Raw genomic sequence first — 14522 nt, forward strand, 5'->3', positions numbered from 1 at the left:
ACCGGGGAATTAACTCCCGGTCTTCTAGATGTTTAAATCTCTTTTTTTATAAAAAACATACGTTACGGCTGATAGTACGGCGATCAATACGACTGAAAGCACAACAAAAACGGGATCGAGCCCACCGCCAAACATGACATTTTTAGCTTCAAAATATTTAAAGGGAGTCAAATATTTTAAACTCTCTATATTCTTATTTAAATCAATCGATATCGATAACATGTACGTTACTAAAAGTATACCAGTTGCAAGTGAGGCGGCCGTCTTAGGTCTCTTTTTGACCGCCGCGAGGGCACTGCCGATGACCATAAACAGCAGCTGTAAAATGAACATCCCAGCCATTAAAAGGGCGATATCCCTATTCACCGCTTCACCCTCATTGTATTTTGTGATAAGAGCAATGGAAGAAATCCAGGTTGCCAGATTGAAAATAATGATATTCGTTAATGCTGCTAATAATTTTTCCGTAATGATGGTATTTCTAGATACCGGTTTGACGAACAAAAACTCAGAGGTTTTGTCTCGCTCCTCTTTGGCAATAATCGTTGCCCCGAGCATCGCCGCATGGATGGTGGCCATTAATAATAAATAGATGAACAGCATCCCGAAGTACCCACTTACCTTCGATAAATCCAAATCGCTCATGCCAAAAACAGCCCTTAGTGACCTTGGCATATCTTTTAGCAAATCATTGATCGATTGCCCTGATGAAGAATATGCGTCATATTTTGTCATACCCGATACCACCATCAGGAAGACACCAATGCTCCAAAAGATAATTGATTTTCGGTGGGACTTCAACTCTTTTATATAAATATTCACCTTGGAAACACCTCCATTTTTAAACAGCATGAATATCCTTTTTAGAATAAACAACAAAGCTTGCCATAATGGCTAGAAAGATAATGACAACGCCGGCTATCAAAAAGGACGCTTCATAGCCTGCGTGTTTGATAATATAGGCAGTGTCAAAATATTTGAATGGTGAAATATAACGTTTTACTTCTTCTCCAGTGGTGTCACTAAATATCCCCAGAAAATAGAAGGCAAAGACCGTTGCAAGCGAGATAGTCAGTACCGATTTGATTTTTGGAACAATCACGGAAATGATAATCCCTAAAGCCAGGAAAATCAGTTGAATGAAAAAAACCGTCAGCGAAAGCAAAAAGAAAATTTTCATACTAAAATCATCTGTTTTCACTTGGAATGCCAAGACACTTGCTGCAGCAAAATAAATAATATTGGTGATGACCAAGGACACGAATGCCCCCATTAACTTAGCTGTGAGGATTTGGCTGCGTGTCACAGGCTTTGTTAAAAGAAAATCGGCTGTTTTTTCACGGACTTCCTTACTGACAATGGAGGTTCCGAGATTCATCGCCTGGATGGCGGCGCACAAAGTAATAAACGATAATGGAAAGCTATAAAAACCTAATATTGTAAAGAAGTTCCCTTGATTAAATCCGATTGCATTTCTAATCGCCTCTGGGTAATTTTCTAATATCTTCAAAAACCCCTCTGCATCCTTAGCAATGGAAGAATACAACGACATAAACAGAGCGATAATCAACACTAATGAGATCGACCAGATGATTGTCGACTTCCGATAAGCCTTCAACTCATGTAAAAAGATATTCATAGTTTCTTAGGCCTCCTTTTCATAGTAGTGCATAAAGATCTCCTCAAGGTCTGGCTCTTCAATCCATAGATTCGCAATTTCTATGTCGGCTATTTTCTTCATGATGGCATTAATATCTCCTCGGAATAGGAAGCTGGTAATGCTGCCATCAATGGCTAAATTATTCACGCCGCTCATTTGGAAATAATTCTGGTTGATTGGTGATTTCGTCTCAATCTTGAACTTTTTATAGTTGTTTTCTTTTAAGGTGCTAATCTTTTCAACGGTAACGATCTTGCCCTCTTTAATAATGGCCACTCGGTTGCAAAGGCGCTGAACTTCGCTAAGGATATGCGATGAAAAGAGAATCGTCGCTCCTTTTTTATTTTCTTCTTCGAGCAGTTCAAAGAATTTTTGCTGCATCAGCGGGTCAAGGCCGCTTGTTGGTTCATCAAGGATAATGAGCTTTGGTTCATGAAGCAGCCCCTGCACAATTCCAACCTTCTTTTTGTTACCTAATGATAGGTCATCGATCTTTTTATTGAGATCGAGGTCCATGATTTCCGCCAATTCTTTGATTCTCTTACTACAATCCTTTTTATAAAAACTAGCTGAGTATTTTAATAGATCTTTCACTTTCATATTGTCATAGTAAAAAACTTCCGACGGCAGGTAGCCAATTTCCCTTTTTATTTCCGGGGCAAACTGGATGCAGTCCTTGCCAAAAATGCTCGCGGTGCCGCTTGTTGGATAAATAAGCGACAGCAGCGTGCGGATGGTGGTGGATTTACCAGCACCATTGGGCCCGATGAATCCAAAGATTTCACCTTCTTCGACATTGAAGCTGATGTTGGTGATTCCTCTTGCTTTCCCGTAGGTCTTTGTTAGATTTTTAATTTCAATCACATTCATCGTTAATAGCCCCCTTTATTTATAAAAACATCTGGTTAACACTTGAAAATATTCTTCCGTTTCATCCAGAATTTTTTGATAATCAATTTCATGGTTAGGTGCCATTTTTGCTTGATATAAGACCTCATCACTCATTTTCTCAAAGGTCCAAGTAATGATTTTTAAGATTTTTTTGAGATCAACATCTTCTCTAAATTTGGAATAATCAATGCCCTCATAAAACTTCTCCATATTGATATGGGTCATTTCCTGTTTCTTCTTATCAAACTCCACTTTTATTTCTGGAGAGTCCTCCAAAAATACCTCTTGAATGAACTTAAATATATCTGGATGGGTACCCAGCATTTCCATTTTGACGATAACCGCCTGCCGGATCCTTGTAAAAAAGTCTGTTTCTTTAAAATTTACCTTTTGGTAATATTCGTCGGTTATGAGAGTAGTGCAATAATCAAATAAAAAGAAATACATCTGCTTTTTATTGCCGAAATAATGAAATAGCAGCCCTTTTGAAATTCCTGCCTCCTTCACGATTTCATTCGTTGAGGCATTATCATATCCTTTCTGGGCAAATTCCTTTATGGCAGCATTGATGATTCGATCTTGTTTTTCCTTTTCTAGGCTGAGAAACTTTGAAAACACTGTGCCAGCCCTCCTTTTGTTTCTGTTGACCATGTGGGTCAATGGCATCATTATAATCCCGTTGACTCCTGTGGTCAATAGTGGTCAATCTATATTTTTAACAAAATTATGAAATGTATAGTAGGATTTTTATCGATGTGCTAACATGCATGGTGAAGGAGGTGGATGAACATTAATCTTAAAAATAGAGATCCATCATTAAAGTTAGAAGGATTAATTGCTGCTCAAAATCGGTTGTCCAGCGGCCATCCTTGTATGCCTATTTTGGCTGCAAAACAAGCTTCGGTCGAGGCCGGAATTGGAGGGGAGGAAAGAGTTTCTGAGATTTTCCGAAAACATTCATTTCCATTTGAACACCGCATTTTCCACGATTTATCTCCCACATCTGATGAGCAATTTCAAATGGACAACTTTTTTTTCTCTCCCTGGTATGGTTTGGTTTTAGAAGTTAAAAATATTGCGGGCGTTTTGGAGTTTAAGGATAATCCCCCTCAGTTGATTCGGACCAGAGAAGATGGGCATAGGGATGGCTATGAAAGCCCTGTCTTCCAATTAGAGCGGAACCGTGATTTGTTGAGTGCCTGGCTAAGAAGCCGCGGCATCAATTTCCCCATTTACGGTGCCGTTGTACTGGCGTATCCAAAGCAAATTGTGGCCGTTCCTCCTGCGAAAACAAAGATATTATTCCCCAATTTGATACCATCCTACATTCGAAGCATCCCTCAACAAAGCAAACAGTTGGATATAGATACCCTCCATTGGCTTTCTAATGAATTATTAGCCAGTCATCAACGATTTATTCCAAAGCCAATAAGTGAGAGTTTTTCGATACCTTTTAGCGATTTTAAGCCAGGGGTGAGATGTGAGGAATGCGGCAGATTTGGAATGATTAAACTGCCACGGACCTGGAATTGTCCATTTTGCGGGGCGAGTGACCACAATGCCCATCAAAGGGCTTTGCTGGAGTGGTTTTTGATTTTTAAGAGAAGTATTACGAATAGGGAGTGTCGGGAGTTTTTGGGGGTGGATGATGTCAATACAGCTAAACGAATTTTGCAAAGTATGAATCTCTTAAGTGATGGTGAATACCGATATCGGTCTTATATGATGGACTTCAATAACATAAATTTCTTTAAGGTGAGATAATTTTTTCTAATGTGATGATTGGCAGGTGTTATCCGCCAATTGACTTGCCTTATCCGCTGATTGGAGCACGCTATCCGATAATTGGGTTTGCTTTTTGATGATTGGAGGGCGTTATCCGCCAATTGACTCGCCTTATCCGCTGATTGGAGCACGCTATCCGATAATTGGGTTTGCTTTTTGATGATTGGAGGGCGTTATCCGCCAATTGACTCGCCTTATCCGCTGATTGGAGCACGCTATCCGATAATTAGATTCCGCTCCCCGTTAAAATGTGTAACCGCTCCCACAAAATGATATGATATTCATGTACAAAAACCTAACAAGGGAGTGTAGCAATAGTGAAAAACGAATTGATTGAAAGATTTACTTCCTACGTAAAAGTTGACACTCAATCTGATGAAAGCAGTGAAACTTGTCCATCAACAGAAGGTCAATGGACACTGCTTCGTATGCTCGAAGATGAATTAAAAGCCATTGGGATGGAAGAAATCACGCTTGATGAGAATGGCTACCTGATGGCAACCCTGCCATCCAACACAGAAAAGCAAGTCTCAACCATCGGCTTCCTTGCCCATGTCGATACCGCAACTGATTTTACTGGTAAAAACGTGAATCCGCAAATCGTGGAAAACTATGATGGCCAAGAAATCGTCCTTAATGAAGCACTAAAAGTAATCATGTCACCTAAGGATTTCCCAAGTCTTCAAGACTATAAGGGTCACACCTTAATTACCACCGACGGCACGACACTCCTTGGTGCGGACAATAAGGCTGGCGTCACCGAAATTATGACTGCGATGGCTTACTTAATTAAGCATCCGGAAATCAAGCACGGCAGGGTCCGCGTTGCGTTCACACCGGATGAAGAGATTGGCAGGGGACCTCATAAGTTTGACGTTGCTGCCTTCAATGCCAGCTATGCCTATACCGTTGATGGTGGTCCGCTAGGGGAGCTGGAGTTCGAAAGCTTCAATGCAGCTGCCGCTAAAATTACTGTCCAAGGAACGAATATTCACCCTGGTTCGGCCAAGGACAAAATGGTCAACTCCATGAAAATTGCCATGGAATTACATAGTAAACTTCCAGCACAAGAAGCCCCAGAGCATACCGAGGGATACGAAGGCTTCTACCACTTAATCTCTTTTAATGGCGAGGTTGAACAAACGAAGCTTCACTATATTATCAGGGATCATGACAAGGAAAAATTCAATGGAAGAAAAGCCACGATGGAAAAAATTGTTGCGGACCTACAAGCAAAATACGGCACAAACTCCATCCAGCTAGAATTAAAAGACCAGTATTACAACATGAGAGAGAAAATCGAACCAGTAAAAGAAATTGTCGACATTGCTCACCAGGCAATGGTAAATCTGGACATTACACCGATTACGAAGCCAATTCGCGGCGGCACTGATGGCTCCCAATTATCCTACATGGGACTGCCAACGCCGAATATTTTTACCGGCGGCGAAAATTTCCACGGCAAATATGAATTTATTTCCGTTGATAACATGATCAATGCCACCAACACCGTGATTGAAATCATCAAACTTACCGAGCAAAAAGCTTAACCAAAAAAAGCTAACCCCCATGGTTAGCTTTTTTCTGTCGAAAAGAGAGCAGCACCACACTGCCGCAAACTGCAAGCCGTCTCTTCCCGCTGCGTAATCAGCTGTTCCACCGACCACTTTCCGCCGTTATTCTGTAAGTCCTTTTGAATCAGCAGGAGCATCCAAATGGAAAAAGCCGCCGCGAACAAATAATACTCCTTCATAAAATTATAGTCATTTATCTCTAACTTCACTTGGCTAAGATACGATTTTAAAATCATTTCGCGAAATTCACTCGTAATCGTCCTTGGAAAAAGGGGATGAGACATATCCAAAACATGATACAAATCCCAGTATGGCGTATTAAGGTGCGTGTGCTCCCAATCCAAAATCATCATTTTATTATCCACGAAGGCATAGTTTCCGACATGTAAATCCCCATGTGACAAAACCTGATGCGTTGAAAATTCCACCTCGCCGAGCAAAGCATAAATATGCTGAATAAGTTTTTCGTCAATCTGTAATTGCGGCAGTAATTGATAAAACGACTCCCGTCTATCACAAATTTCTGCAACAATTTCACCAATTTGCGGCTTTAGCCCTTTAACCGGGAGATTCCCAAGCTTCCCCACTGGGAGGGAATGCCACCAAGCCACCCACTTTACCACGCCCAACACGGTTTCCTCATTAAATTTATGCGTAAGCTGGCCGAGGTCCTCTAGAATCATCCAGCTCAATTCCGGATTATCACTTTCCGAATAAGAAAGTATTCTAGGAAAAATAGCAGGGAAATGGGGGAGTACCTGCTCATGGATCCACGCTTCCTTACCTAATTGATCGTTATTGGTCAGAGGCTTAAAAATATAGCTTTCCGCCAAGGACAAATAAAATCGTTCGACAAGCCTGCCGTTCATGCCCTTATAAAGAATCTCCCTTTTCATAATTAACTTTTCATTTAAAATACCGTTTTCGAGAACAATATCATTCGGCAGCCCCAAAGGTCCCACCACCCAGTCTAGATTAGTAGGATAATAGATTTATTGTTATAGAAAAAGTTTCCACTATGAATATAATGCTAACTCTAAATCATCGCAAGTTTTCCGATTCAGGCAAGGGAAAAAGCTCAGACAGCTTCTTCACCTGACCATCACTAGCTTTAAAAACAATATGGTCACGGGTAAATTTCCTTGGCGTATCAATACCGCAGGCTGCCGATAGGGCAAACAGTCCCTGGCGGACATTAATAATATAGTTCATCACACGCCACTTTTTTTCCTCAGGCACCAAGGCCTCCTGATGTTTCGGGTCCGTTGTCGTAACGCCTGCCGGACATTTACCTGTATGGCACTGCAGGGCCATAATGCAGCCATTTGCAATCATGAAACCGCGGGCTGAGTTCACCGCATCAGCACCTATTCCCAAAGCAATCGCTACTTTATCAGCCGAAATTAACTTTCCTGACGCAAAAATCTTGAACTTACGGCGGACCCCATATTTGCACGCTTTATCGACAACTGCAATTAAAGCAGGAAAAAGGGGAAGCCCCATCGAGTCTGCCATCGATTTAAAGGTCGCACCTGTACCTCCTTCACCGCCATCAACCGTAATAAAATCAGGATAAATCTGCAGCCGATTCATCGTTTCAAACAATTCATCCAGTTTCGAGTGATGGCCCACAACGATTTTTATTCCAACTGGTTTTCCGCCCTCTTCTTGCAGTGTTTTGATAAATTGCAGCGCTTCCGCAGCATTTTGCAAAAAGGAAAAGCGATTCGGTGAATTGATCGTTTGACCTTCCCGAACCTTTCTAATTTGGGCAACCTTTGCTGTGACCTTTGCCCCCTCAAGGTGGCCGCCGCGGATTTTTGCCCCTTGGCCGAACTTAAGCTCAAAGGCTTTAATCATTGGTTCTGCTGCTTTCATCTTGAATTCAGCAAGTGAAAAGCGGCCTTCATCATCACGATATCCAAATAATCCAGGACCAATTTGGGATACGACATCAGCACCGCTTTCCAGATGCTCCGGCGCCACTCCTCCCTCACCCGTATTGATCCATGAACCGCCTGCCATCTTGCTTCCATGTCCCGTTGAAAGAATGTAATGTTCCCCAACAGATCCGTAGGAGGTTGCGGAGGCACCAAAAGGCCCGCGCAGCCTCCAAGGCTCCCGTCGTTCCGGGCCGACGACAATCGTATCCTCCTCATGAAAAAGCCAGCGAGTAATCTCATCCTCTTCAAGGCGCTCTCGTCGTGTGAACAATCCCTCATGGTCTATTTTATATTTCATCGCATGGACTTTTTCCTGATTATCAACCATTAATTCATCATTTAAGAGAGGAAATAACTCGTTTGCGATAAAGTAACCGGGCTGTTCAAAATCCCGTTTCGAGCCAAAGCTCAACAGATCGCTGCGATATTTCGCTGAAAAAACAATCCCTAAATAATCAGCACGGGAAAATGGTCCCGTTCCATTATCACTGTCAAACCAATATTGCCTCAGCTTCGGTCCCATCATTTCGAGAACATAACGGATCCAGCCAAAATAGGGATAGGCCCTGATAATGGAATGCTGCGGCTTTTTTGCCAAGCTGCGCAGCCAGAGGAAAAAGTAAAGCGGACCGCCGATAAATACAGTCAAAAGAATGATCAGAATCGTTAATAACATTCAAACTCCTCCTCCATTCTTTAATACTTATGTACGGTAAGTAAATTTTAAATCCAATATCTGTTAAAGGAGGGGAGAAATTGTATGTTTTTAGGATGGAATGGATACATTAACCATTGTTCTAATCGTAAGGAGGGTTGTGGAATGGATAACAAAAGTACGCATGAATTTGTAGAGGATTTGCGCGAAAAGCAGGAAAAGGACAGGAAAAATAAAGAACATCAAGGGGATAATCGCCCTGCCAAAAAATTGCCGAACCATAGTCATTAATGGAAACAAGCCATGACTTTTATATCATGGCTTGTTTTTCTTACTTATTCATATTCGCCAAAAACCCGCCAAGCAGGTCCTCTACTTCATCTTTTCCTTCACCCTCAACCACTTCTGTAATGGTCGGCTGCACTTTTTCCGCCCTATCCCAATCAAACCCATCTAAATCGTCCTCTAAATCATTTAGATCAACAGGGACAGTATCCTCCCCAATCCCGGCAGACACCTCTTGATAGCTAGCAGAAAGTTCCTCAGGAAATACTTTCTCCTGAAGGTATAAAGCCTCATCTATATCCAAAGATTTACTATTTAAAGATGCTAAAAGGGAGGTTGCACGAACTGGGTCAGAAATCAGTTGAAAAAGGATACTCCCAAGCAATGCCTCAGAGTGCTCATGCTTTAGCCAATCCCGCTGTGCTTTCGTCAGCCTCTGGGGGAGGGGAATCGTAATGGTTTCTTTTTCACGTGAAACCGAACTGCTGACTCCCTGCATGACGAATTCCGCAATTTTACTTGAAAAATTTCTGCGCTCGGTTTCCTTCAATTTTTGAAGATGCTTGACAATATGGTCAGGTGTATCGGAAGGGACCCGGAAGGATATTGCCTGGCCCCTTGTTATATCATTGGTCGCAGCCTTTTTCATCTCATCACCTTATTTAGCTTTTTACAGGTTGTGGTTGTGGTTGTTTAACATTGTTTTGTTTATCAGTTTTTCTGGCAAAATCCATGATGAGTTTATAATAGGCATTTGCCATCATCCAAATACTTTCTTTATCGTCTTCAAAGAATTCCAGATTATATCCGTCGAGATTATTATTTAATGTTTTAATGTAATCCTTCAATACATGGGCCCCGCCGCCAACAAAATAGCAGATTTCCGTTTGTGAGTTCTTTGACCATACATTTCGTAATAAACGATACTGTTTTTTTGCTAGATCAAGCAGAATTCGATCAGTAATATCATGGACACTTGTTCTGCTTCCTTTTACCATAATGTGGTTCCGGTCATTCTTTCGTGTGATGATTTCAACTACGTCACGGCGGCTATCCAGTTCCACACCGTGCTTCGTTCTAATTTCCTCACGAATGGCCTCTAATGATTCAGAAACACCTAGGTTAAAGCCCTGGGCTTTATCATCATCAACATTTCGATTTTTGATGACAGCAATATCTGTTGATAAACCGCCGATATCTTGAATGAGAATGCGTCTATCAATTAAGTCCTTATTGATAATTTTTAAGTTATTATCCATTACAAGGTTAATGTAAGCTGCAAATCCTTCCGGATAGACCTTTACTTCATTGAACTTAATGTTCACCTTTAAGCCTTGGTATTTTGGAGTTACTAAAAATTCAACTTGATGGACAGAGCCCATTAATTTCGAACGATATCCGGCATCTTTTCCTTCCTTTACTTCGCGAAGGGGGAGGCCAGTGCCTAATGTATAATTGGCATCAATGATATTCTTTGTCTTTAGGAAAGTGGCATCATCTTTTACTGCATCTAACGCTAATGTGGTAAATAGCATAATTAAGGTTTGGTCTTCTTCTGACTTGCTGCTGCCCGGATCTAATTCGGTAGCATTATTACTCTTAGTGGCTAAATTACCTACACGATAGATTACGTTATTTTCTTTCAAGGCAGGGGAGTGGATTTTTACATGGATTCCGTCTAATGGATTTTTATTATCAAGTTCTTCAATCCCAATTACAGGACGATCCTCAGTGTCCCTTGCAATAATATTAGGAATATTTAATTCATACTCTAATTCCCCGAAAATAGCTTTTATCGAATCATTACCTACATCAATGGCAGCAATTCTGGACTTTGTCATATACATCATTCCTTTTTCTTTAATAGATTTAATTTCAAATATAGATATGTAAAACTAGCATGTACTAATAGGTTATAGGAGATTAATAGATTCTTCAATAGTCCAACAGAAACGAAATACAAGTGTAAAGAAGTAAACATTCTGTAAACAACGGCAAAGAGTAAACATTTTTGTAAACCTTGATTACAATAGTGTATACAATGCTTAAGCATGCTAAGTGTACAATTTTGTAGACTTGTAAACATTTCCGTTTACGTGTATACATTCTCTGTAAACAATCATGTAAACATGTATACGGTTTTGTATACGAGAGGAACTACAATAAAAAACTAGACTACTAGTACTTTGGATATAAGTGGTGCAACTCCTGTTTATCTATAGTTAAAGTTGACACAAAGAAACACTATTCGTATAGCTTCATGATTGCTCATGCAGAACCATAAATTCTTTCAAAGAACAAGTTAAGAAATTGATTCATATTAATCGCTGTACTCTGGCTGTACTCTGCTATTCTGAGTACCATCGATTACTTCCAACTATATTCTCCATTGGGATTGGCCCTGCCAAACAGGAATCTCCTAAAACCTGCGTAAATGAATACTCCAGGTTGTGTTTGCGCCAAATTTAAAAAACCGTGGTAGTTTTAATCGATTCAAGTAATATACTATTCGTTCATGATGATTAAATATACAAATTTGTAAACATATACGACAAACCTTTATACATACCGTCATTACTGATGTTTACGGCTTTGTATACTTGTTTACATATCTGTTTACCAAAATGTTTACAAGTTTACGTATTTGTAAACGTCAAGTATACAACAAAGTAAACGAGTAAACGTATTTGTTTACGCAAAAAATTAAAAACCTTAAAGCAACATCTACATTACCATAATCCATTAATACTGCCATTTCACCGGTTAGTATCGATAGGCACAATAAAATAAAGACACCCTTTGTGGAGGGTGCCTTGTTAATTGATATGATTATTTTTTTAGTCTATTGCTTTCCAAAACTCCCCAGCCACTACTTGATAGCCTGTAAGACTTAAATGAATGCTCATTGGGATTGGAAGATACTCTTTAAAGTTCTCTACATTAATCACTTGAGCAGTCAGGACAAATGTATCGCCATGTGCTGCTGCCTATGCGTGAATTTGGCCATTAAACGCTGTTAATAATGGAGCTAATTGATCTTGCAGTGCTGGATTATATGGGAATGGGTTATAGTAGCCCATTACATAAACCTTTGCATTTGGATTTAGTTGATTAATTGTACCTAGTATTATGTTTATCTTAGCAGCAACAGTTCCAATGGCCGTCGTCGCTTTAGTTGGGTCAGCCTGAATGGCCGGAAGCGCTGCAAGCAAGTCATTCGCACCATTATCAATTGTAACGTGTATAGCTTCTTTTATTTCTTTTTGAAAATCTGGATTCCTTAATTGTTTTCACCAAATTAAAAAAATCTATTGTAGAATTAATAGACCCAAAAAATATACCTTTGCGTTCGTAATGATTTATTATACAAATTTGTAAACATATAGGACAAACCTGTATACATGGTGTCATTACTAGATGTGTACGGGTTTGTATACTTGTTTACAATTTTGTTTACCGAATTGTTTACTTGTTTACATATTTGTAAACACCATGCATACAACAAAGTAAACAAGTAAACGTGTTTGTCTACGTAAAAAAACAAAAAACCTAAAGCACCATCTACATTATGAAAACCACCAACGTTATTCTGTCTACTCTCATCCTTTTACCGTTGCCGCAAAGCTTCCCAATAACTGAATAAAATCCCAACAACTAGACCAATTATCTTTTTCAGGTTCTAAAATTATCACTTCCTCATTCGCTACTGGTGCGTTGATGGTCAATACAGCCTGTCGTAATCTTTAAACTGCATTATTTTTATAGTGGACACCATAATCCATTATTTCCGCCATTTCCCCAGTTAGTATCGATAGGCACAATAAAATAAAGGCACCCGTTGTGGAGGGTGCCCTGTTAATTGATATATTTATTTTTCTATTAGTCTATTGCTTTCCAAAACTCCCCAGCCACTACTTGATAGCCTGCAAGGCTTAAATGAATGCTAGTTGGAATAGGAAGATATTCTTGAAAGTTCTCTACATTAATTACTTGAGCAGTCGGGACAAATGTATCTCCATGAGCTGTAGCCTGTACTTGTATTTGGCTATTAAATGCTGTTAATAATTGATTTAATTGTGCAGTCTTAATTGGATCCGTCTCATATGGGAATGGGTTATAGTAGCCCATTACATAAACCTTTACATTTGGATTCAACTGATCAACTGTGCCAAGAATTGCATTTATCTTTGCTGCAATAGTTCCAATTGCCGCAGGCGCTTTAGTTGGGTCTGCCTGAATGTCTGGAAGAGCTTTAAGCAGGTCATTCGCACCAATATCAAGAGTAACGTGTGTAGCTTCTTTTATTTCTTTTTGAACATCTGGATTACTTAATTGAGCGATTACATTATCAGTTGTATATCCTGAAACACCAAAGTTATCAAAATCAAGCAATTGATAAGCTCCTGCAAAGTTTTCTGCAATATAATCTGGATATCCTAAATCTAAATCTTTTCCATTTGCATCATGACGATCATCGCCAGTTGGGGTCATACCTGCTGCCAGGGAATCTCCTAAGGCAACATATTCAACTTGGATCCAGACCCCGTCTGCACCTAGTTTATAACCCTTAACCACCGTATTGAAAGCCATTAGACCGTCATTTTTGAAAAAGTACCATTTTCCTTCAATTTCCTTCCAGCCTATAACCATCCCGCCATCACTGTTGAGGAAGTATTTCTGTCCAGATAGGTCTAGCCAGCCTGTTTTCATGATTCCACTGCCTTCGAGGTAATACCAAGTTCCTTTAACTAAGGCCCAGCCCGTTTTCATTGAACCATCAGGCATGAAGTAATACCAATCATTTCCTGATAAAAGCCATCCGGTTTTCATCGCACCAGACTGTTCAAGGAAGTATTTCTTGCCGCCGTATGACAGCCAGCCCGTTTTCATGACTCCCGATTGATCTAGATAATACCACTTTGCTTTATCATAGACCCAGCCGGTTTTCATTGCACCGGATTTATCTAAATAGTACCACTGGTTCTTATAAGAAAGCCAGCCAGTCTTCATTACGCCAGAGCCATCAAAATAGTACCACTTACTGTTTATGCTCTGCCATCCTTTTTGGGCAACCCCTTTAACATAGTAGTACCACTTACCGCCTGATAGCACCCAGCCATCCGTATTCACTGAAAAACCATTTGCTTTTGCAATTGCGTCAAAGCTGCTGCTAGAGTAAGTAATGATTACCTGAGTATACAATTGGACTTGGTCAAACAGCCAACGGATCTCGGTATTATGCATGCGCACGCAGCCCGAGCTTACGTATTTACCAATTGAGCTTTCATTGGCATTTCCATGAATCCCATATGTTGTACCATATGTACCCCTTGCCTCTAGTCCCATCCAGCGGTCACCTAACGGATTGCGCGGGTCGCCCCCAGGAATATTTTTTGTATAGTAGGGACGATTTTTAATCTTATTTACAATCCTAAATGTGCCTTCAGGAGTTAAATCTCTTGATCTCCCTGTAGCAACACTAAAGGTTTTGACTAACTTGCCAGCATTATAAAATGCTAGAGTGTTAGTCTTTTTGTTAATAATGATCAACTGAGAACTTGCTGCGTCTGCTTGGCCATTAAATAACAAGATACTTAATAGGAACACAAAAACAATTGATAATTTTTTTATCATATCTCTCTCCCCATAAATGTAGTTATTATTACAGTAACATGTCAAACGGGAGGTTTTTGTCATAATTTGGTGAGAAACTTGTAATATTTTAATAA

13 protein-coding genes are annotated in these 14522 nt (G+C 40.1%); 3 read left to right on the top strand and 10 right to left on the bottom strand.

Annotation, left to right across the window (positions count from 1 at the left end; all coding sequences use genetic code 11):
* Nucleotides 1–24: 24 nt before the first annotated feature.
* Genes LC455_RS25760 through LC455_RS25775 form a run of 4 tightly spaced genes read right to left on the bottom strand, consistent with a single transcriptional unit; the run spans nt 25 to nt 3169 of the window.
* The gene (locus tag LC455_RS25760) at nt 25–822 is read right to left on the bottom strand and encodes an ABC transporter permease subunit (protein WP_223595304.1); all 798 of its coding nucleotides are present in this window, start codon (nt 820–822) and stop codon (nt 25–27) included.
* A gap of 19 nt (nt 823–841) precedes the next feature.
* On the bottom strand, nt 842–1639 hold the full coding sequence (locus LC455_RS25765; protein WP_223595305.1) for an ABC transporter permease subunit: 798 nt from the start codon (nt 1637–1639) through the stop codon (nt 842–844).
* Between the two features lie 6 nt (nt 1640–1645).
* Nucleotides 1646–2530 (bottom strand): ABC transporter ATP-binding protein, encoded by an 885-nt coding sequence (locus tag LC455_RS25770; protein WP_223595306.1) that lies wholly within the window; start codon nt 2528–2530, stop codon nt 1646–1648.
* 15 nt (nt 2531–2545) lie between these two features.
* Nucleotides 2546–3169, bottom strand: coding sequence for a TetR/AcrR family transcriptional regulator (locus LC455_RS25775; RefSeq protein WP_223595307.1), 624 nt, complete (start codon nt 3167–3169; stop codon nt 2546–2548).
* A gap of 165 nt (nt 3170–3334) precedes the next feature.
* Here LC455_RS25775 and LC455_RS25780 point away from each other — a divergent pair, with 165 nt between their 5' ends.
* Entirely contained in the window at nt 3335–4315 is a 981-nt protein-coding gene (locus LC455_RS25780) for a nuclease-related domain-containing protein (protein WP_223595308.1), read from the top strand.
* A 338-nt stretch (nt 4316–4653) separates the two neighbouring features.
* Nucleotides 4654–5886 carry a peptidase T gene (gene pepT, locus LC455_RS25785; RefSeq protein WP_223595309.1) on the top strand — a complete coding sequence of 411 codons (1233 nt, stop codon included), beginning with the start codon at nt 4654–4656 and terminating at the stop codon, nt 5884–5886.
* Between the two features lie 23 nt (nt 5887–5909).
* Here pepT and LC455_RS25790 read toward each other — a convergent pair whose 3' ends face one another.
* Together LC455_RS25790 and LC455_RS25795 are read right to left on the bottom strand one after the other, a co-directional pair.
* On the bottom strand, nt 5910–6863 hold the full coding sequence (locus LC455_RS25790) for a phosphotransferase (protein ID WP_223595310.1): 954 nt from the start codon (nt 6861–6863) through the stop codon (nt 5910–5912).
* A gap of 88 nt (nt 6864–6951) precedes the next feature.
* On the bottom strand, nt 6952–8529 hold the full coding sequence (locus tag LC455_RS25795) for an FMN-binding glutamate synthase family protein (RefSeq protein WP_223595311.1): 1578 nt from the start codon (nt 8527–8529) through the stop codon (nt 6952–6954).
* Nucleotides 8530–8673: 144 nt separating this feature from the next.
* On the opposite strand from LC455_RS25795, the gene LC455_RS25800 reads away from it, so the two are divergent.
* Complete coding sequence (locus LC455_RS25800) at nt 8674–8799, top strand: DUF4023 domain-containing protein (RefSeq protein WP_223595313.1); 126 nt, start codon at nt 8674–8676, stop codon at nt 8797–8799.
* A gap of 40 nt (nt 8800–8839) precedes the next feature.
* Here the strand turns inward: LC455_RS25800 and LC455_RS25805 are convergent, their stop codons facing one another.
* The 4 genes from LC455_RS25805 to LC455_RS25820 form a co-directional block, all read right to left on the bottom strand.
* Nucleotides 8840–9442 (bottom strand): hypothetical protein, encoded by a 603-nt coding sequence (locus LC455_RS25805; protein WP_223595315.1) that lies wholly within the window; start codon nt 9440–9442, stop codon nt 8840–8842.
* Between the two features lie 13 nt (nt 9443–9455).
* On the bottom strand, nt 9456–10634 hold the full coding sequence (locus LC455_RS25810) for a ParM/StbA family protein (protein ID WP_223595316.1): 1179 nt from the start codon (nt 10632–10634) through the stop codon (nt 9456–9458).
* 1146 nt (nt 10635–11780) lie between these two features.
* The gene (locus LC455_RS25815) at nt 11781–12005 is read right to left on the bottom strand and encodes a hypothetical protein (RefSeq protein ID WP_223595318.1); all 225 of its coding nucleotides are present in this window, start codon (nt 12003–12005) and stop codon (nt 11781–11783) included.
* Between the two features lie 667 nt (nt 12006–12672).
* Nucleotides 12673–14427 carry a L,D-transpeptidase family protein gene (locus LC455_RS25820; protein WP_223595320.1) on the bottom strand — a complete coding sequence of 585 codons (1755 nt, stop codon included), beginning with the start codon at nt 14425–14427 and terminating at the stop codon, nt 12673–12675.
* Between the last annotated feature and the right edge of the window lie 95 nt (nt 14428–14522).

Source organism: Neobacillus bataviensis (genome assembly GCF_019969725.1).